General features: G+C 28.2%; 21 protein-coding genes. All 21 read right to left on the bottom strand.

The genetic code is table 11. The features are described from left to right. Position 1: 1 nt before the first annotated feature. Positions 2-1,897 (bottom strand): nucleoside-diphosphate sugar epimerase/dehydratase, encoded by a 1,896-nt coding sequence (locus Q0733_RS06330; RefSeq protein ID WP_298780310.1) that lies wholly within the window; start codon positions 1,895-1,897, stop codon positions 2-4. An 89-nt stretch (positions 1,898-1,986) separates the two neighbouring features. Beyond that, positions 1,987-2,940 (bottom strand): glycosyltransferase family 4 protein, encoded by a 954-nt coding sequence (locus tag Q0733_RS06325; RefSeq protein WP_298780308.1) that lies wholly within the window; start codon positions 2,938-2,940, stop codon positions 1,987-1,989. A 3-nt stretch (positions 2,941-2,943) separates the two neighbouring features. Beyond that, entirely contained in the window at positions 2,944-3,867 is a 924-nt protein-coding gene (locus tag Q0733_RS06320; protein WP_298780303.1) for an NAD-dependent epimerase/dehydratase family protein, read from the bottom strand. A 1-nt stretch (position 3,868) separates the two neighbouring features. Further along, a complete protein-coding gene (locus Q0733_RS06315; RefSeq protein WP_298780301.1) occupies positions 3,869-4,615 on the bottom strand; it encodes a glycosyltransferase family 2 protein in 747 nt (248 codons plus the stop codon). A 3-nt stretch (positions 4,616-4,618) separates the two neighbouring features. Continuing rightward, positions 4,619-5,167: a WcaF family extracellular polysaccharide biosynthesis acetyltransferase gene (locus Q0733_RS06310; RefSeq protein WP_298780298.1), complete on the bottom strand. Its 549-nt coding sequence runs from the start codon at positions 5,165-5,167 to the stop codon at positions 4,619-4,621. A gap of 139 nt (positions 5,168-5,306) precedes the next feature. Beyond that, positions 5,307-6,266: a UDP-glucuronic acid decarboxylase family protein gene (locus Q0733_RS06305; protein ID WP_298780295.1), complete on the bottom strand. Its 960-nt coding sequence runs from the start codon at positions 6,264-6,266 to the stop codon at positions 5,307-5,309. A gap of 5 nt (positions 6,267-6,271) precedes the next feature. Next, complete coding sequence (locus tag Q0733_RS06300) at positions 6,272-7,405, bottom strand: glycosyltransferase family 4 protein (protein WP_298780292.1); 1,134 nt, start codon at positions 7,403-7,405, stop codon at positions 6,272-6,274. Next, entirely contained in the window at positions 7,402-8,067 is a 666-nt protein-coding gene (locus Q0733_RS06295; RefSeq protein ID WP_298780290.1) for a hypothetical protein, read from the bottom strand. Before Q0733_RS06295 ends, Q0733_RS06300 begins: the two co-directional genes overlap by 4 nt. Before the next feature lie 613 nt (positions 8,068-8,680). Beyond that, the gene (locus Q0733_RS06290; protein WP_298780288.1) at positions 8,681-9,826 is read right to left on the bottom strand and encodes a glycosyltransferase family 4 protein; all 1,146 of its coding nucleotides are present in this window, start codon (positions 9,824-9,826) and stop codon (positions 8,681-8,683) included. Next, complete coding sequence (locus tag Q0733_RS06285) at positions 9,823-10,485, bottom strand: hypothetical protein (protein ID WP_298780286.1); 663 nt, start codon at positions 10,483-10,485, stop codon at positions 9,823-9,825. Before Q0733_RS06285 ends, Q0733_RS06290 begins: the two co-directional genes overlap by 4 nt. Continuing rightward, positions 10,478-11,575: a DegT/DnrJ/EryC1/StrS aminotransferase family protein gene (locus tag Q0733_RS06280; protein ID WP_298780284.1), complete on the bottom strand. Its 1,098-nt coding sequence runs from the start codon at positions 11,573-11,575 to the stop codon at positions 10,478-10,480. The genes Q0733_RS06285 and Q0733_RS06280 overlap by 8 nt, the downstream gene beginning before the upstream one ends. Beyond that, positions 11,576-12,628 (bottom strand): glycosyltransferase, encoded by a 1,053-nt coding sequence (locus Q0733_RS06275; protein WP_298780282.1) that lies wholly within the window; start codon positions 12,626-12,628, stop codon positions 11,576-11,578. After that, positions 12,618-13,796 carry a glycosyltransferase family 4 protein gene (locus Q0733_RS06270; RefSeq protein WP_298780280.1) on the bottom strand — a complete coding sequence of 393 codons (1,179 nt, stop codon included), beginning with the start codon at positions 13,794-13,796 and terminating at the stop codon, positions 12,618-12,620. Before Q0733_RS06270 ends, Q0733_RS06275 begins: the two co-directional genes overlap by 11 nt. Next, on the bottom strand, positions 13,793-14,743 hold the full coding sequence (locus Q0733_RS06265) for an SDR family oxidoreductase (protein ID WP_298780277.1): 951 nt from the start codon (positions 14,741-14,743) through the stop codon (positions 13,793-13,795). Before Q0733_RS06265 ends, Q0733_RS06270 begins: the two co-directional genes overlap by 4 nt. Then, positions 14,743-15,195 (bottom strand): WxcM-like domain-containing protein, encoded by a 453-nt coding sequence (locus Q0733_RS06260; RefSeq protein WP_298780275.1) that lies wholly within the window; start codon positions 15,193-15,195, stop codon positions 14,743-14,745. The genes Q0733_RS06265 and Q0733_RS06260 overlap by 1 nt, the downstream gene beginning before the upstream one ends. Further along, the gene (rfbG, locus tag Q0733_RS06255) at positions 15,183-16,286 is read right to left on the bottom strand and encodes a CDP-glucose 4,6-dehydratase (RefSeq protein ID WP_298780273.1); all 1,104 of its coding nucleotides are present in this window, start codon (positions 16,284-16,286) and stop codon (positions 15,183-15,185) included. The genes Q0733_RS06260 and rfbG overlap by 13 nt, the downstream gene beginning before the upstream one ends. 8 nt (positions 16,287-16,294) lie before the next feature. Beyond that, positions 16,295-17,068, bottom strand: a complete 774-nt coding sequence (gene rfbF / locus Q0733_RS06250; protein WP_298780272.1) for a glucose-1-phosphate cytidylyltransferase — start codon at positions 17,066-17,068, stop codon at positions 16,295-16,297. A 3-nt stretch (positions 17,069-17,071) separates the two neighbouring features. Next, complete coding sequence (locus Q0733_RS06245; protein WP_298780270.1) at positions 17,072-18,028, bottom strand: hypothetical protein; 957 nt, start codon at positions 18,026-18,028, stop codon at positions 17,072-17,074. Positions 18,029-18,031: 3 nt separating this feature from the next. Beyond that, positions 18,032-19,489, bottom strand: a complete 1,458-nt coding sequence (locus tag Q0733_RS06240) for an MBOAT family protein (RefSeq protein ID WP_298780268.1) — start codon at positions 19,487-19,489, stop codon at positions 18,032-18,034. Positions 19,490-19,554: 65 nt separating this feature from the next. After that, complete coding sequence (locus tag Q0733_RS06235) at positions 19,555-20,646, bottom strand: acyltransferase (protein ID WP_298780267.1); 1,092 nt, start codon at positions 20,644-20,646, stop codon at positions 19,555-19,557. A 1-nt stretch (position 20,647) separates the two neighbouring features. Then, the gene (gene wecB / locus Q0733_RS06230; RefSeq protein ID WP_298780260.1) at positions 20,648-21,751 is read right to left on the bottom strand and encodes a non-hydrolyzing UDP-N-acetylglucosamine 2-epimerase; all 1,104 of its coding nucleotides are present in this window, start codon (positions 21,749-21,751) and stop codon (positions 20,648-20,650) included. Positions 21,752-21,754: the final 3 nt, after the last annotated feature.

The following is a 21,754-nucleotide window of genomic DNA, read 5'->3' as shown; positions in this document are numbered from 1 at the left end:
ACTAAACTTTATCCAATTTTTCAAATGATGAATTATTAGATTTATATTCAGGAACAATTTCTTTAATCTTAGAAACTATTTGGTTATTTGTTAAACAATCATTTTCAATGCATATAGAATCAATTTCTTTTTTTATAGCTGCATAATCTAATTTTGGGCTTTTTGCAATCATTATTTTTTCATGGTAAGTTTTTGTAGTATCTTCATCATTCGCTAATAATTCTTCATACAATTTTTCTCCAGGTCTTAAACCTGTTATTTTAATATCTATATCATCAGGATATTTTAATCCAGACAAAGAAATCATTCTTTTAGCCATATTAAAAATTTTAACAGATTTCCCCATATCAAAAATATAAATCTCACCACCTTCTCCCATAGTACCAGCTTCCAAAACTAATTTACATGCTTCAGGAATGGTCATAAAATACCTTGTAATTTCTTTGTGTGTTACTGTTAAAGGGCCACCTTTTTCAATTTGTTTTTTGAATAAAGGAATTACAGAACCATTTGAACCAAGTACATTACCAAAACGAGTAGTTATAAATTTAGTTTTATTTTTTATGTCTCTACTTAAGCAACTAATATACAATTCAGCTACTCTTTTAGTTGCTCCCATAACATTGGTTGGATTTACAGCCTTATCAGTTGAGATCATCACAAAATCTTCAATTTTATATTTAAAGGATAAATCGGCAATATTCTTAGTTCCAAAAACATTTATCTTAACAGCTTCATAAGGACTTTCTTCCATCAAAGGAACATGTTTATAAGCTGCTGCATGAAATACTTTTTGAGGGGTATATTGTTCAAAAATTTCTTGCATTCTTTTTCTGTCTCTTACATCAGCAACAATTGCAATAAAATTGTCTTTGTCTTTTTGTAAAAGCTCTTGTTGCAAATCATATAAAGAAGATTCAGCTTGATCAATTAACACCAAAAAACTTAAATTATAAGAAGCTAATTGTCTAGAAATCTCACTCCCAATGGAACCGGCAGCCCCAGTAACAAAAATTACTTTATTAGTTACATCTCTTTTTACAATAGGATTATCTATAGTAATCTGTTCTCTTCCTAATAAATCATCAATATTTATTTGTTTTATTTGATTGGCTTCTAAATCCCCTTCTATCCATTTAGATAATTGAGGAACTATTTTAATATTTGTATTTAATTTTAATAAATTATCTGTAATTTCTAATAATCTACCGGATTTAATACTAGGAATTGATATAATGATCTCTTTAATATCATTTTTATCTAAAAATTCTTGATCGATTTTTGATGGACTATAAATTTTTATTCTATCTATTTTTTTATTCACCTTATTAGGATTATCATCAATAAAACCAAAAACATCATAATTATTTTTACGATCTTTATTTAAAGCTCCATAAGTAATCATACCAGAGTTACCAGCACCGTATATCAGAACATTTGTAATTGATTTTAAATCAGTAGAAATCACTTCATAAAATGCCTTAAAAATATATCTACTAGTTACTAAAACAAAAATTGCGACTAAATAATGAATTAAAATAATTCCTTTTGGAATTGTAAATGAAGGGTAGATTGAAAAAAAATGATTAACAATTAAGATAAAACCAGTACTAATACTAAAAATAGTAATGCCTAAAAATACGTTAAAAGCATCTTTAGTACCTGTATGCCTAATAATACCCTTATAAGAGCCTACAATAAGAAAACTAAACAGTGAAACTATTATAATAAAAGGGATTTGTTCTTTTAAACTAGAAAAATCAAAATCTAGCGTTATATTAAATCGGATGGAATATGCAATAATAAAAGAAATACACATTAAAAGTAAATCAACAAATAAAACAACCCATTTAGATGCGTATTTATTTAATACTTTTAGAAAAAATGTTCTAACCATTAGATTTTTTTATATCAAGTGTAAATTTACAATTTTTTTTTTATTGAGTAGCTCTATTCTATTTATTAGATTTAAAAGAATAACAAAAATTAAGCTATGGTCTTTTTAATTTTCTGAAAAATAAAAATATACAGGAGTGTAAAAAATATAATAAGACCAAAAAATATAATTAGTTGATATTTCAAGTCTAGTAAATATGATTTATAAATAATAAAATTTATGGTTAATTGAATAATGGCATACAGCATTGAAACCTTTAAATGTGATATTTTACAGATATGTACTAATTTTTGATATATATGATGTCTATGAGGTTCAAAAACACTTTCCCTAGTATAAAACTTGCGATATAATAAAGTAAAAGCAGCATCCGCTCCATATACTATTATCAAGAGTAATATTAGAGGAGAACTTAACTTTATATAGAATAACATCCCTAAGAAAAAAATTAACACCCCAATAGATATACTTCCAATATCCCCAGCAAAGAAAAGTGCTTTTCTTCTAAAATTATAAAAACCAAAAACAATTAAAGATATAAGAGCATAAATAATTAAATCTGCATTTACGATACTTTCATTTAAATTTATTAAATAAAAACCAATTAAAACAGAAATAGAATACAGGCCAGTTATACCATTAATACCATCCATGAAATTGAAAAAATTAACAATTCCAACTCCAATTATTAAAAAAATAATATAATTAAAATCGAATGATAACGAAACTTCCAATAACAATAAACAAGCAGATAAAACTTGGAATGGAAATCTAATTTTTGAACTTAACGTATATATGTCATCTAAAAAGCTAACAATTGAAATTAAAAAAACACCAATCGAAAAATAGGGATATGCAAAATCATTTAATACAGAAAATAATAAAATTGCAATCGTAAAAATTATTCCTCCGCCTCTAACAGTGATTTTTTTATGAGAACTACGCTCATTAGGTTTATCAATTATTTTAAACTTTATAGCTAGCTTTAAATAAATAAAAGAAGCTAAAATCAGGAATAATAAAACGATAATATATGAGTTCATAATTTAAAAAGATGAAATTGTTTTTTGAATTCCTTTTACCGTAGTCAACGGTAATTCTTTTTGGATTGCTTTTTTTATTTTATCGTTTGAAACAACATAATTTTCTGTGAGCTTTTGCAACCTCTCAGAATTTACAGGCAAAGGTAAAACATCTCCTATTTTGGCCAAAAAGTTTACCATAAACTTTGGAACCTGTAAAATTTTTGCTGATTTCCCTATCTCATCACCTATAACTTTCACTAAATCAGTTGTTGATAAAGATTCATCATCAGCAATATTGTATATACCTGATTTTATATTTTCATTATCAATTAACTCATTAATAATAAAACATAAATTCTTGACAGAGACAAAAGATCTTTTGTTTTTATATTTACCTAATGGATAAGGAATTCCTTTAGAGACAAAACTAAATAATAAGTTTAAATTTCCTTTATTATTTGGCCCATGAATCATACAAGGTCTTAAAATGTAAACTCTTTTTCCTTGAGGTATTTCTTTTGATAAAATGTACTCTTCAGCTGCTAATTTAGATTTTCCATAAACTGTTACTGGGTTAGGTTTTGTTTCTTCTGTTAAAAAACCTTCAACAGTATCTGCCGCAGCTTTTACAGAACTCATATAAATAAATACTTCACACTCACTTTCTAAAAATTGATTAAATAGTTTTTTTGTTAATTCTGTATTCACTTCAAAATACTCAGAATCTTTTGATGTTTTCTTTAAATCGTGAGCTTTACCTGCTAAATGAATAAAACTTTTAGCTTTGTTTAAAATATCTAAATTTAATTGATTATAAGATACTTCTTTCTCATTTGGACTTCTAGATAATCCTAAAATAGCTTTATTAAGTTTATTTAGATAGTTTGAAAGATTTATTCCAACAAATCCTTTGTTACCAGTAATTATATGTAATTTATTTTCCAAACTATTTTTTATTTAAAAACCCAATTACCTTCCAAAAACCCCTTAATTGTACTTTTAAATAACTAAATTTTATGTTATTTCTAGACAAAGCTTTCTTAATTTCTTTAGAAATTAGTTGATAACTACTAACACCTGAACTACTTAAACCACCAATAAGCATAGATGTAGTAGTAATGTTTGAAAATTTCCAAGGAATTTTATTTTTTAAGAAAAAGCGAGTTATTAACTCATAATCTGCACCAATGGTAAAATCTAAATGATAAACACCAAATTTATCAAACAATGTTCTTTTAAAAAAAATTGCAGGGTGAGCTGGCATAAAGCCAATTTTTAATTTTTCTGGATTCCAGTTCTTAGCCGAATACTTTCTTACCGTTTTTCCTTCTTCATTAAACTGTATAATATTTCCTACAGAAGCATCAACATTGTTTTGTAAATGAAACTTAGCTATATTTTGTAAAACATTTTTATCTGTAAAAATATCATCCGAATTTAAAATCCCAACAATATCTCCTGTTGCTAATTGTATTCCTTTATTCATTGCATCATACAAACCTTTATCTGGTTCAGAAATATGCTTAGAAATAATATCTTTATTATTTTCTATAATATCAAGAGTTGTATCTGAAGACCCTCCATCTACAACAATGTATTCTATATTTTTATAAGTTTGACATTGTACAGATTTAAAAGTCTTTTCAATTGATTTAGCACTATTGTAACAGACAGTAATTATGGAAATTTTCATTGTTTAAGATTCGATGTTTCTTTCTCTTATTCTTATTGCTGGGTTTCCTTGATAAATTGAATAAGCTTCTAGGTCTTTATTTGCAACTGACCCTACTGCTAAAATTGAATGGGATTTCAAAGTTACATCAGGACAAACAACCGATTTAGCTCCAACCCAAACACCTTCTTCTAAATGTATTTCACCAACAATCAAATCAAAAGTGGATTTTTTATAATTATGATTTCCACAAAGTAATAATGCCCCTTGTGAAATACAAACATTGTCTCCAATAGTAACTTTCCCTAAATTATCTACCCATACATTTTCACCAATCCAAACATAATCCCCTATTTCCAATAACCAGGGGTATTTAATATTTACATTTTGCTTGATAACTACACCTTTACCAATTCTTGTTCCAAATAATTTAAGTATAAAAACCTTTAAACTTGAAATTGGAATTAATGGATTCATAAAAAATAATATATTAACAAAATACCAAATTATTTTCTTCATCAATGATCCTGGCTGAAAACTACTATTATTAAATGTTGATAAATCCGTACCCATATTATTTCAGTATTAAACACATTGCATTCTTAGACCATTTTATGAGTCCGTTCAAAAAATTATAGTATCATTTTCTTCACTATAAAAACAAAAACCGGCGCCAAAAATTTGATCTCAATTGGTAATATACAAGAAAAATTTAAGCTGTTAATTCCCCTCTTTTAATCAATAAACCCTTAAAATAAGCAATTGTTTTTACCAATCCTTTTTCTAATGGTATTTTAGGCTCCCACCCATTTAATTCTTTAAAGGCTACTTCTATGACTGGTTTACGCTGCATTGGATCATCTTGAGGCAATGCTAAATGAATGATTTTTGAGGTAGAGTTTGTCAATTTAATCACATTCTCTGCCAATTCTAACATTGTAAATTCAACAGGGTTCCCAATATTAACAGGTCCTAAAAATTCACCCCTACTATTCATCATTCTTACCATTCCTTCTACCAAATCATCTACATACTGAAAACTTCTAGTTTGAGTTCCGTCTCCAAAGATTGTTATATTTTCTCCTTTTAAAGCTTGTACAATAAAATTAGATACCACACGACCATCTTCTGGATTCATATTTGGCCCATACGTATTAAATATTCTTATGATTTTAATTTTTACATCATTTTGATTATGATAATCCATAAACAACGTTTCTGCACAACGTTTTCCCTCATCATAACAAGATCTAATTCCTATAGGATTTACATTTCCCCAATAACTTTCTGGTTGAGGATGTACCAAAGGATCACCATATACCTCACTAGTACTTGCTTGTAATATTTTAGCTCCCACTCTTTTAGCTAAACCTAACATATTAATAGCTCCCATTACACTAGTTTTAATAGTTTTAATTGGATTGTGCTGATAATGTACAGGAGAGGCAGGACATGCTAAATTATAAATTTCGTCTACTTCTACTAAATATGGTTCTGTTACATCATGACGTACCAATTCAAAATAAGGATTATCTAATAGATGTAATACATTTTCTTTACTCCCTGTAAAATAATTATCTAAACAAATTACCTCATTTCCTTCCCTTAACAAACGCTCACATAAGTGAGACCCAACGAAACCTGCTCCACCGGTTACTAATATTTTTTTCATCTTATTTATTTATTGAACAATGTTCTATTAGCTTCTATAATTTCTTTACTATTACAAAATTTCTTTGCAAAATCAAATGCATTTAACGACCATTCTTGGTATTCATCTTCTTTCATCTTAGCAAAAACTTCAATCGCTGTTGTAAAATTCTTAGAATTACCCAATGGAATATCGTATCCTATTTGTTGCTCTTTTAATAGCTTCCAAGGCGTTTGATCAGATAAAATTACCGGGCAACCTTGTTGAAACGCTTCTAATATAACGTGCCCGAAATTTTCATGAAAAGTAGGCAACAATAATACGTGTTGCTCACTTAATAATTTTGGTAGTTCTAAATTAGGGATTGCGCCCACAACATGAATTGTTATATTGTTTGGTCGTTTTTTAATCAATAATTCACACTCTTCCCAATAACTCTCCTCACCAACCGGCCCTATAATTGTAAAAGTAATTTGATATTGTTTATTTACTTCTTTTAAAAAGTTTAGTGCTCCTATTAAATTTTTCTTAACTGAAATTCGAGATAAAAAAAACAATTTTAAATTATTTTCTTGCTTTTCTTTTTGAATGCAGGTTACAGCCATTTTTGCAGATAGATTGGGTGCTAAATGGGTGTGCACATCTTCCCCAAAACATTTATTGATCTCATCTATCTCAGAGACTGCCGTACCTTGCCAAGCTATTTTTTTGGGGATTCCTGTTAATTTTAACAACCAAATTACTACTTGCTTTTTTCTTTTACTTAATTTTAAAGCCCCTGCACCTAACATACCTCTAGGCGCTAAAACAACTCTCTTTTTATAGCGTACTGCAAACCATAAAGGCAATAAAGAAAAATAGACTGAGAATAAAGAATTAAAATAAACACTATCATACGCTTCTTCGTTTAATAATTTTTTATAGGTGGTCGTATTTATTGTTTTTGTGTCTAGGTATTTAATTCTATAGTTTTCTTTTTGCAACCATACATTGGGTTTAATGTTAGCATATGGCAATACTTCTCCCAAATCTTTGTTAGATGTAACAATAGAAATTTCAAACTCATGACCAAAATGACTTACAAAATTAGCAATTGATTGTATAGGGCCTCCTGCTTTGTATCCTGGCAAAAACCAATCGATAAAAATTAATATTTTCATTTTATTAAATTATTTTTCATTTTTCTTCTACTTAAATAAAACTTATTAATAATATAAAATATAATTAATGCTTTAACTAAATGATTTAAAACCATAAAGAATTCATTTCCTGGTCTTATTAAATAACTAAAAAAATAAGGTATCCAAATTAAATAAATATGATTTCTTAAAATAAATTTTTTATAGAAAAAAAGTAATAATCTAGATACTAAATTCCCAAAAATAAAGAGCGCAAAAAAAGATCCGAAATAACCAAAATTCAAATAAAAATCACCGAAAATACCCACGGACATAGAGGTTCCTTTTCTTAGCCCATAACCTGTATAATAATTGAATCGTTCGTAATCATTTACTTTTCTTTTATTTGGTGATAAAAACCGAGGTACTATAACAGCTTCAATATCACTTACAAATTCCATCCCATAAGCAAAATCTACATTGTCTGGAACATGCTTCATAACCATAGAGGTTTGCCAACCTTGATTTAATCTGCTCATCATCCCTAATATAGAATCATTTTGAAAGAAATTAGTATCAAATAATGAAACAAAAGAATTGTAATTAAAAAGGTTGGATAGTAAATTTACCTTAGTCATAAAACTCTGATCAACTGAACTCTGCCAAGTATCCTGTCTATAATCATTCTTAATACCTTGGAACATTATTAAAAATATAAAAGAAGAAAAAATAACAACTAATTTAATTTTACGAGATATTTTATACCTATAATTGATAAAAATTAAAAGAAAAACTGAGAAAATAATAAATTCAATCAAAAGTGCATTTAAAATTGAAGTAATTGCTATCACAGAAAAATACACTATAATTACTATTTTGTCGCTTTTTTTATTTGAAAAAACTAAACAATATAACCCAATTGTATTTAACATAACAAAAAAATTAAGGATTGTACTCAAAGAATTAGGCAAAAAAATCATTAGCAAACTACTTACAAGACTGATTATTAACAGTGTTCTCCCCAGTTGAGAAGCATCTCGACTTGAAATACTTAACTTTTCCAATTTAAAATTAAATTGTACAGAAAATAAACCGATGAAAAAACAAATACAAGAAATAATAGCATATGTTAAATAATCCTCTTTTTCTAATGCCATTAAATACACATTTTCACTGCCAGACATATACATATACATAGAAGCTAAACAATACTGCAATAGATAAAGCAATGCTACCAAATCAAACAAAGGAAAAGTTTTACCAAGGTTTTTCGCAAAACGAAAGCAAAAAAAAACAAATAAAAGTATTACCAAATAATCAACCATTACTTATTTTATTTAAAAAATCTTGATGTTTCATTTTAAATATTTTGTAAGAAAAATACTCACGCGCTATTTTTATTGAAGATTTTGACAGGTTTTCAAATTTTTTATCGTCTTTTACTATTGATAATAATATGTTTTCATGTAATTCAAGATTAAATGGTGAAATACAAAAACCATTTTCATTATTAAAAATAGCCTCTTGAGAGCCGTCTTGATTTCCTACGATAATTGGTGATCCGCATGCCATAGCTTCCAAAGGGGTTAAAGGAATTCCTTCTCCACGACCAACTCCTCTATCAGAAACTAAAGAAAACACACGAGACGCTCTATAAAACTTAACCAAATCATCCTCATGTACCATCCCTGAAAAAAATACACGATCTGAAACATTTAGTTTATCTGCCAATTTCTTTAATGCATCTATTATATCTCCTTTACCGGCATAAATCAAAACAGACTTATCGTCTTTCAAAACAACTTTTGAAAATACTTCTAATAGCCTTTCATAACCTTTATGTGAAGCCGTGTGAGTTAATCTTCCCAGCGTCAAAATCCAAGGATTAACACTCGGATCGGGTAAATTGTATTTTTTAAAAAATTGATCTTTTTCATTATTTTCTGAAGGACTAAACCGATCCAAATCAACACAATCCCAAATAACATCAACAGAATTGGAACTTCTAAAGCCTTCCTCTTCGGCATAATTAGCCGTAAAATGACAATCAGAAACTACATGTGAAACGCCCTTAAATCCTTTTTCTACGTTTGGCCTCAAACCGCTCCAAACTTCTAATCCATAGATATTTAAAACACTTTTAATCTTATTAATAAGCCCAGTTTTCACCAAAATCTCAGTTAGATTTATATGACCTAGCCAAACAATATCTGGCTTCCAAAAAATAACATTAATTAGTACTTTTATTGTAAATACTATTTTGCTCGATATTGAAGCACCCCAACCATTCCAAGAAATCTTAAATTCTTCCTCAAAATCACCTTTTTGTCGGCCAAATAAAGAAAAAACTTTAATATTTACTTCTCCTTCTAACTCACGTAAACTTCTTATTTGATATCGATTATATCTACTAATTCCTCCTTTATCAAAACACCCTGGTGTTAAATATAAAATTTTTCTCATATCTTTTTCTCATGTATCATTTGTTCTTGAAAATAAACAGTATCGTTATTGTATTTTTTTCCCTGAGCAGTAACACTTGTACCAATCCAAACACCATCTGGAATGACTGTACCTGGTAAAACAATAGAATTTAAACTTACAGCACATCCTTCTCCAATAGTTATTGGAGAAGCTATAAGTGATTGCTCACTATCTTTTACCATTGGAGTAAAAAAGTATTTCCTTTTATCAGATCTATCTAATAAATTTCTATAATGGTGAGATAAGGAATATATTTTAGATCCGGAGGCTACTCCAACATTCTTTCCAATAGAAATCCCACCATGAGCCTGTAAAACCACAAATGGAGCTATATGGGTTCCTTTACCAATATGTATTTCTCCAATATTAAACTTATAGCTTTCATTTTTCTTTATCAATACTTGTCGTTTAAGGTTTGGCTTTCCAGCCAAAATCAAAACATATTTATCTATCCAAACGTTATCTGAAATATGAATATCTTTAGGAGATTGTAATTCAACACCTATATCAATCCTCACTCCCTTTCCACAACTTCCTAGTCTTTTTTTATAATACCAATATCGCAATTTAATTCCGATTCTACCATTGAAATTTCTCAAAAACCCTTCAATACTCTCTAATATTAAACCCTTAATCATTTAAAACTTTTTTTATTACCCCACAAATGAATTTCACATCCTTTTCTTCTAGATCAAAATAAGTAGGTAAATTAATTCCTTGTTGATATACAATATCTGTAACTGGTGTATGAACAGATTCATTTATATATGGCATTTGTGACATTGGATAAAAAAACGGTCTAGAATCGACTCCTCTTTTCTTTAACTCAATCATAAACTCATCTCTACTTTCCAGATTCCACTCACTATTGTTAAGACAAATTAACCAATAAGCATTGGTTGCCCAAGTATCTGTTTTATTTAAACTTATACCTTCTTTTTTAACAAGGTATTTCTTGTACCAAGTAAATATAGTTTCGCGTTTATCCATAAAATCTTGAACTCTCTCTAACTGAGCACATCCCATGGCAGCTTGAACATTTGTCATTCTATAATTAAAACCCGGTGCAGTATGCCAATAACGTTTCTCCTTACTCATTGCATGATCTCTCAAATGTTTACATCGATTGTAAAAATCTTCATCATCAGTGGTTATCATCCCACCTTCACCTGTTGTTAAATTCTTATTTCCATAAAAACTAAAAGTACCACAATGCCCCCATGACCCTACTCTTTTACCCTTTACTGTTGCTCCATGTGCTTCAGCAGCATCTTCTATAACCCAAAGACCATGTTTATTTGCTATTTCGAGTATTTTGTCCATTTGTGCAGGGTGACCATATAGATGCACTGGCATTATTGCTTTCGTTTTAGGCGTGATTAAACCCTCTATTAAATTTGGGTCTATACATAGATTATTAGCATCAACATCTGCAAAAACAGGTGTTGCACCACAATGTAATGTAGCATTCGCGGTAGCAATAAAAGACAGATTAGGCATGATTACCTCATCACCTTTACCAATGCCATTCGCTGTTAGTGCCAATTGAATTGCAACTGTACCATTACTAACACATATGGCGTAACGAGTTCCACAGAAATCTGCAAACTCTGCTTCAAATCTATCAATATATTTTCCTAAACTTGAAATCCAAGTAGAACGGACAGCATCCGTAACATAATCTATTTCTTTTTGAGTAATAGATGGTTGTGAAATTGGTATAAACATTTATGCGTTTTTTAAATACGTTAATAATTCTTGTGTTCTTGCGACATAACTATATCCTTGAGAAACACTCTTTTTCCTTGCATTTTTTCTAATAATAGTTGCTTCTTCAAAACTTAAGTTCAAAACATAAGTCACTTTAGATACCAAATCATTAAAATTACTATATATAAAACAATCTTCGTTATTCTTAAAGAAGGCTTCGTGTTCAATACTTTTCGGAGCAAGCATTATTCCTCCAATGGCAGGAACTTCAAAAGTTCTCATATTATGTGAATTAATATTATGAGGCCTAAAAATATTTATCTGAACCCTATATTTCGCAAGAGTCTCCCAATAAGCATCACCATTAACTTGAGGATAAACTTCTATATAAGAGCTCGGTTTTAAAAATTTGTTCCAATTTTCACCAAAAACTACAATATGAATCTGTTTATCCGCTAAGCCATTAATGATCTCTGCTCTATTAGAATCTGGATTCCCAACAAAACATGCCTTTACCTCCTCATTCTTTTTATCCTTTAATCTTAATTCTTCAAATTTAGACTCCTCTAATTCATATCCGAATGGTAAATAGAGAGCTTTTATTTTATAAGTTTCCAACAATTGCTTTTGGATTTCTTTACTATATGTAATATGCTTATCATAAAATGGGATTGCTTTTCTAACAAACTTGTTTCCACTTCCTTTACTGAAATATTCAAACGGATGATCCAAGTTATAATTCAATAACTTAATTCCTTTATCTTTTATAATTTTTAAAGAGTCCAAAGATATTTCAGAACCTTTAAAAACAACAATATAATTTGGAGAAAATTCAGCGACCTGACTTACAAATTTTTTATTGTTTCTTTTTATCAAAAAATACGGAAAAAAATGAAATAATAATCTGTAAATAAAGCTTTTTCTAAGTTTATGATTATGAATATCATGAAAATTCAATTTTTCAACAACAACATTTTTACTATTAAATAAATGATTGTAGTAATAATTACCCAATACATTAGAATTGAGTTTTGAACCAGAAATTAATATCCTAATAGAATTATTTTTCATTTTTTAAACTTTTTAATATTTTAAAATAAACACTTAATTGTTTATTTATTCCAAAATTTTCTAGTGAATACAAACTTATCGATTCTCTATCAGGTAAACCGTTATTATAATCAAAACAACTTTTCTCTATTAAAGCTTGAAGTTTACTAAGATTATTATGATTAAACTTATAAAAATAGTCTTTTGGGAAAAACTCGTTTTGAGCACCTATATTTGAGATGATTACTCTATTGCCACATGCCATTGCTTCTGGAACTACTCTTCCATATTGTTCTACCCATTTATTAGTCGGTATAGAAGCTAACACCGAAATATCTGTAGCATTCATATACTCAGCAATTTCAGTATGGTCTGCTTTAAAAAAAATAGTTTTGTTTTTAATTTTTGAGTTTAATATTTTTTCCTCTATCACATTTTGATAACCGTTCTTATATCCCGAAAATTCGTCTATTAAAAAAACCCAATTATCAAACTTTAAATTATTAAGAGCATCAATTAAAATATGGACACCCTTCTCAAAAACAAGTCGACCAAAATAAGAAATAACAATTGTATCTTTAGAAATATTCAATCTAGATCTTACTCTTTTTCTAGCATCCAAATTAAGTTTAAAAACCGATTCATTAAAACCTAAAGGTATTTTAGTCACATTCTTAAATCCAATACTTTTAAAACATTTTAAACCATCATTATTAATTACTAATAAATGATCAATTTTTGACCTTGATAATCTTATTAACAAATACTTTAATATAGAGTTATGCAGTTGACCAATTCCTTCTCTTTTAATTACATCAAACGGTCTTTGTGATAAATTTTCGCATGAAAGAGCTATAAACTTAGAATGACTTCGTCTAGCGATAAAACCTAAAAATACAGACATTATGCTTCCTGGATCTCCTTCATAATAGATTACATCAGCTCGAAATTCATTTACTACTTTTTTCATTCCCTTTAAATAGTACAACCGATGATGATAGTTAGATGGTTTTAAAAAAGTTATGTCTGGGTCTTCACTAGTTATAATATCAGCAGGTTTAGCTCCTTTTCCAAAATCCCAAGATTCCGGAACAATTAATTTTAAATTAATTCCCTTAAGATTCAACCTTCTGTAAAACTCTCGGTTATTAGAATTCCAAGAACTTGTAGATATTGCTAAAACTCTCATTTATTTTTATAATTTTCAAAAAAATCTAACGTCTTTTCAATTTCAAGTTTATCGTATTCGGTATTTGGACTCCATCCAATATTCTTAAGTTTTTTATTTGAAAGACTTAAAGATTCTATTTTTTTACTTTTAATAACCTTATATTCAAACTCAATAGTTTCATTTAAGTAATCTTCCGCTATTCCCTTCACCCATAAACCAATAGAAAGTAATGTTTTACTTTTAGAACTAGAAATATTAAAAATCCTATTCTCTGTTTTAACAAAATCATGACCAATTAAAGCATCTAAAGCGGAACAAACATTTTTTAATGAAATAAAGTCACGTTCCTGCAGACTATTAGAATAAATTTTAAATTTTCTTTTATTTACTATATTTCTACAAATATCATTAATTAACAAAGTCCACCTATTTGCAGTTGAGTACGCAGGGTAGCCAAACGAATTAGAAAGTCTGACTACACTTGAATTTAAATTATGCTCATAAAAATAAGAAAGGACATAATCTTCAGCCGCTTTATGCGTTATTGAGTATGGGTGCACAGGAAAAGTAATTGAATTTTCATTAAATTTTCCGACTAATGGCTTTGCATAAACATGCGCTGTCGAAAAGTAAATAAATTGCTTTACTTGATTCTTATGTGCCCAAATTAACCATTCTAATGTACCCTTTATATTTACATCGATTGCTTCTTGAGGTAAATTAACACAATCATGTTCATTCATCGCTGCTAAATGAATAATGAGGTCTATTTTCACACCATCTAGTTTCCCTTCTTTTAACACATCATTATTCGTATAAACAATAGTGTTCTCAGTCTTATTCTTTAAGCTTTTATTTCTAGTTAAAGCATAAACTATATACCCTTCTTTGTTCCCAAAATGCGCTGTTAATCTACCACCAACGTACCCTAAGCCACCTGTAATAAGTATTCTTTTCTTTTTCATTAAAAATTATAGATTATATTATTAGAAGAAACAGGGTCGACTATACTTTCTAAAGGATCATGCGGAATGCTTGCTATATTCATTAATAGATTCAAATCTTCAGAGGCTCCTTGAAAAGCCATCCAAATACCTGGTTGAACTGTTAATCGTTGATAATTAGTAATTGAAAGTATAACTTCACAAAAGAAACCAAAGGTAGTACTACCTTCTCTATCATCGTAAAAAACAAATTTAACAGCACCAACAGGCACTATTAAATTCGAGACCATTCTTTTATGCTTCTTCCAACCTTTTACATCATTAAATACTACCGTTGAAAAATAAGATTCTCCAAAAGATTCAAAATTAACATCCGTACATTTAAGGGCATGCATCACATTTCCTTTTTCTCCCTTAATTATCTTTAAAGGAGTGAGTTCAATTCCTTGAAATAAATCAACTATTTTACCCATTCGTTATTTCTATTTCTTGCATTTGTTACATATTCAATAATTTGTTTATTTGTAAATGCAAGCATTTCTATATCTGTATTATTATAATAGTTATTATACCAAGTAGCCGTAAAAGCTACCGTTTCATCAAAATGAAGGGTGGGTTTCCAATTAAAATGTTGTAATGCTCTATCACAATTAAGTTTTAAAAGTCCTGCTTCATGAAAAGAATTATTTTCTTCTAGTTGATACATAGCGGCACCCTTTTGAATTTCCCAATATTTAGAAATTTCTTCTAGCAATTCTAAAACTGTTTTATTTTGATCTGAATTTGGACCAAAATTATAAGCATATCCGTTGTATTTTTTGTCTAAATATAGTTCTTGCCCACATTTAAGATAGCCACTCAATGGTTCTAGTACATGCTGCCAAGGTCTTGTAGAATGTGGGCTTCTTATAGGTACTGTTTCTCCTAATGACCAAGCTCTAAACATATCTGGCACCAATCTATTTGCTGCCCAATCTGCTCCACCGATTACATTACCTGCTCTTACAGAAGCTATTTTTATCTGAGAACTTGGGTCTTTAAAAAAAGATTCATAATAACTTTTAATAACAATCTCAGCAGCTCCTTTAGAAGCGCTATAAGGGTCTTTTCCTCCCAAATGATCCGTTTCTTTATATCCCCATTCCCATTCTACATTTTCATAACATTTATCACTTGTAATCATTATAGCAGTACACGGAAAATTAGCAAGTCGTAAAGCATCTAACACATTTGCTGTTCCCATAATGTTTGAAGACATAGTATATATTGGATCATCATAAGAAAGTTTTACAATGGGTTGAGCTGCCAAATGAAATACAAAATCAGGTTTTATTTCATGAATCAATTCTTTTATTTTATTCAAATCACGAATATCAGCAAATGTATGCTTTACCAACGATTCCATTTTTGTAATTTCAAATAGTGAAGGACTACTAGGTATATCTTTAGAGACCCCATACACTTCTGCTCCCAACTGTTTTAACCATAGACTTAACCATGCGCCTTTAAAGCCGGTGTTACCGGTTATTAGCACTTTTTTATTGTTATAAACGTTTCCAAACATAATTTTATTTATTTTAAGTTAATCCAAGGAGCTTTATCAGTATCCCAAAGTTCATTTAAATAATTTTTATCTCGTAAGGTATCCATACATTGCCAAAAACCGTAATGCTTGTAAGTATACAACTCTCCCATTTTCGCTAATTTTTCAAGAGGTTCTTTTTCAAAAACAGTAGAATCGTCCTTAATATAATTCAAAACTTCTGGCTGACACACAAAAAAGCCACCATTTATCCAATTACCATCTCCATTTGGCTTTTCTATAAAAGAGATAACACTATTATCATCTTTGATATCTAATGCTCCAAATCTACCTGCTGGTTGCACAGAAGTCATTGTTATTAACTTTGAGTGCTTTTTATGAAACTTAATAGATTCTGATATATTAACATCAGAAACTCCATCTCCATATGTTAACAAAAATGGTTCATTTCCAACATATTTAGCAGCTCTTTTAATTCTTCCTCCGGTCATTGTACTTGCTCCAGTATCTATTAGCGTAACTTTCCATGGCTCAGAAGAATTATTATGCACTTCCATTTTATTTGAAGTCATATCAATTGTAACATCACTTTGATGTAAAAAATAATTGGAAAAATATTCTTTAATTACATACCCTTTATACCCTAAAAGTATTACAAAATCATTTAGTCCATGTTCTGAATACATTTTCATAATGTGCCAAATTATTGGTTTTCCTCCAATTTCAATCATTGGTTTGGGTTTTAAATCTGTCTCCTCGCTTATTCTAGACCCAAATCCTCCTGCTAATATTAGTGTTTTCATATTTTAATTTTTTATATTATTTCCAATTATTTTTGTTATTCGTTCTGCACCTAAACTGTTTAAATGTCCATTATTATAAAAGTTTTCTTCAGAATAAATTATTTCATTATCTGTATAATCTATAACTTTTACATTTAACGTTGTACCTAATTCTTTAATAGAATCTATAAATTCATTATAATTTGAAAAGGAACTCCTTCCATTTATATGCATAGGCATAATTATTAAAATTGGTTCAATACCTTTTTTAGTAATTTTATTAATGATATTTCTATAACTAGTAATAGAAGATTGTGAAATTTCAATTCTATTTAAATTCACAGATTTTCTAGTATCAGAATAAACAGCATCGTATGGGCGAAAACCTTTTAATGAATCTATTTTAATCTCATTATTATTAATTAAATTTTTAAATCCTAAAACAGCATTCTTATAATATATGTGATTTGCCACAATAAAAGAATAAAAAGGCATATAGTAAAGTTTTTTGTAAAGTTTTGGTGCTATTTTTTTTATGTTATTTTTAACATTATTATTAGATGCATGCGCTAAAAACCTTTCCGAAGAAGTCATTTCTATAGACTCATTCATAGAAAAATAGGAAAGACCAATAACTATTTTTTTACATTTTTTAGAATAGCTTAAAAACTCATCTATTAAAAATTCACTTCTTATAATATTCGTTCCGTCAATAGCAGAATTATAAACACTATTTTCTGTAACTTCTTCTAATAAATTAGTATTAATAGCGACTTCAGCTACAGAAGACCCAAAAACCATAATATTTGGATCTAATTGATGAGAGAACATTAAATTAATTTTCCCTGTTTGAGAATTATTTGACTGCGAAACTAACTCAGCGATACCAAACTCTATAAAAGAAATCATTAAATAAAAGAACACTCCAAAACTAACAAAGTGTGTTAAAAACTTACGGTACTCTTTTCTTTCTTTTTTCATAAATTAAAATTGAAAGTAAATAAATTCATTTGTCTCAAACACTCCGAAAAATAATATTGTAAGGATAACCGTTAAATACACACACCATCTCACAAAAATACTTTTTTGAATTAGAATAATCTCATTAATTTTATTTTTTCGAATTAAATACTCTAAGAAAACTAATACAAGGATTAAGGTTGCAGAAGCCATTAATTTCCATAAAGGCTGGTTAAAATAGAGTTCTTGACCTCTTAAATTTGTTACTAGTGGAGTAGAAAAATCAACAAATTTGTTAATTATAAAAAAAGCCTCTTGTGTTGAATTGGCTCTAAAAAACACCCAAGCAAAACAAGTAATACTAAATGTAACTAGTATTTTAAAAATATTTATATACTTTAAATTTATAATTCTATTTTTAAACCTTACCGATGTAAATATACTTTCTAAAATAAGTATAATACCGTGTATTGCTCCCCATATAATAAAAGTCCAACTTGCTCCATGCCAAAACCCGCTTACTACAAAAACAATAAGAATATTGGTATACCAACGAATCTTAGCTACTTTATTTCCTCCCAAAGGAATATACAAATAATCTCTAAACCATGTTGATAATGAAATGTGCCAATTCCTCCAAAACTCACCTAAGGATTTAGAAAAATAAGGCGTACGAAAATTTTCCATTAATTTTATATTAAACATTCTTGCTGTACCAATAGCAATATCTGAGTAACCTGAAAAATCACAATAAATTTGAAATGCAAAAAAAACTGTAGCAACAATAAAATGTAAACCTCCGTAATCTTCTGGTGAATTATATGCAGTATTTACAATAATAGACAATCTATCTGCAATGACCACTTTTTTAAAAAGCCCCCACAAAATTCGTATAAACCCAAATTGAATATTTACAAATTTAAAATTTTTAGGCCTTGAAAATTGACTAAGAAGATTTTCTGCTCTTTCAATGGGCCCCGCTACAAGCTGAGGAAAAAAACTAACAAATGCAGCAAACATAATAAAATCTTTAGTTGGCTGAATTTTTCTTTTATAAATATCAATGGTATAACTTAATGTTTGAAAAGTGTAAAAACTAATTCCTACAGGTAATATAATGTTAAGATACCTTGCTTCTATTCCTATACCAAAAAATGAAAATGTAGAAACAAAACTATCAATAAAAAAATTATAGTATTTAAAAAAACCTAGAAACCCTAAATTAATGGCAATACTTAGTCCAAGTAATAGTTTTCTTTTAAATACAACCTCTTCCTTTGATAGTTTAAGGCCTATAAAATAATCTACTACAGTACTAAAAATTATTAATCCTAAAAATTTCCAATCCCAAGAACCATAAAAAAAATAACTTGCTATTACAATTAATAAATTTTGATATTTAAGATTCTTATAAACAACAAACCAATAGAGAAAAAACACTACTGGTAAGAAAATTATAAAATCAATTGAGTTAAATAACATTTTTTTTATTTATTATTAATACTTATTTATTCTTAGATTGATAAGCATCTAAAAATTAAGGTTGATTAATCGTTTAATTTATTTCCACTTTTTATTAATGAATATTTATGTTTTTTTCTTAAAAAAAACATCTCGAAATAATTATACGATAAATATGAAACTAAAATTGTACTTGAAATCACTAAACAATAGTAACTAAAAAAATTGAGTTGGTAATTACTCTTTTTAACAAAAAAAGCAAGTAAAAATATAATAATCATATGATAAACATATAATCCATATGAGATTTTACCTAAATAATTAAAAAACTTATTTTCTAATGAAATTATTGTCTTTGGATTACAAGATATATTAAGTATTATAAATAAATAAAAAATAGAATTTATTTCATTATCTATAAAAGAAAACACATGTAAAGGCTTATAGCTTATAGAAAATAAGAAAATCCCCCAAGATAGTAATTGAACAATTTTACTGTAAATAATTTTTAGATATTTATTCTTATTAATAAAAATTAAATATGCACCAAATGCACCAATACACATAATATCAAATCTAGCTAAAACAATAAAATGATATAAAATACTATTAGAACCTAGTAAAAAATAAATTGAAAGTTTTAAAACATTATAAAGTAAAAAAAACAAAATTAATTTATTATATATATTTTTTTTCGATTTAAATAAATGAGGCCAGATTATATAAAACTGTTCCTCAACTGCTACAGACCAAAGTGGAGTAATCGTAGCTATTGAAATAGATAAAACATAAGGAATATTGGCTAATAAAAAAGAATAGAAAATTACTGAATTCCAAATTTCATGTGGCTCTTTGATTATTCCAAAATAAATAAAGAATAACGATATTATTAAAACTAAATAATATAAAGGCCAGATCCTTAAAATTCTACGTATGTAAAATTTTTTAATATTAATCCCCGTGTTTAATTCACCTTCAGTTAACAACAAATATGTAATTAAAAAACCACTTAACACAAAAAACATATTTACTGCTTGGCCAGCCATTCCATTGTCACTTATACCAATCTTTTTTATATTTAATAAATATGAGAACTGATCTAAATGCCAAATTAATACAATAATTGCTGCTATTGCTCTTATTCCATTTAAACCTTTAAAATAAATATTTTGTGACATTTTATTGATTTATGAGACATCTAATTATTTTTGAACTACTCAAACCATCTCCGTAAGGATTCTTTGTAAAAACAGGAGGATTCGTTTTTAAATTATTATATTCTTTTACTATCTTTTCACAATCTGAGCCTACTAAAAAAGCAACTCCCTCAGTAACTCCTTCTGGTCGTTCTGTAGTCTCTCTTAAAACTAAAACAGGCGTATTAAAAGAAGGCGCTTCTTCTTGTATACCCCCCGAATCTGAAATTGCACAAAATGAAATATTTAACATTTTTAGCAAGTCTAAATACTCTAGAGGTTTTATCAAAATAACATTATCTAACTTACTTAGTTTAGAGTCTAGTACTTTACCTCTTACATTCGGGTTCGGGTGCAATGTCCAAACATATACTGTATCTTTATTTGACATTGCCAATTCATTTACAGCCTCAATTATATCTGATAAATTATCTCCATGATTCTCTCGTCTATGACAGGTAATTAATACTTTTTTAGAGAAATTTTTTGTTTTATCTAAATCTGAATTCAACCATTTTAAATTCTTAAAACTATCATTGTTAACAACTAAATTTAAAGAATCTACAACTGTATTTCCTATTACGAATATTTTATTTGCATCAATCCCTTCATTTAAAAGGTTTGTTTTTGACACTTCTGTAGGGCAAAAATGCATTTCTGCCGCGATTGAAGCTATTCTTCTATTCATTTCCTCTGGAAAAGGATTGTCAAAATCAAAACTTCTAAGACCTGCTTCTAAATGAGCAAACTTAATTTTATTATAAAAACTAACCAATGAAGCAGCCATAACTGTGGTAGTATCACCTTGAGCTAAAATAATGGTTGGTTTAACTTCTACAGTATCAATATAAGACTGAATTGCATTAATTGCCCTTTCTGTAAGAGATGATAAACTTTGGCCAGCAACCATAACATCTAAAACTAAAGTTGGTTCTATTTCAAATGTATCCCAATATGGGTCTAATAAGTCTTTATGTTGTGCTGTATTCACTATATCAAAATCAACATTATGTTTTTTTAATTCTAAAATTACTGGAGCTACTTTAATTAACTCTGGCCTTGTACCAATTATAAATGTTATTTTCATATT

The organism is uncultured Polaribacter sp. (genome assembly GCF_947500975.1).
GTDB lineage: Bacteria > Bacteroidota > Bacteroidia > Flavobacteriales > Flavobacteriaceae > Polaribacter.
This window is presented reverse-complemented; position numbering and strand designations above follow the sequence as displayed.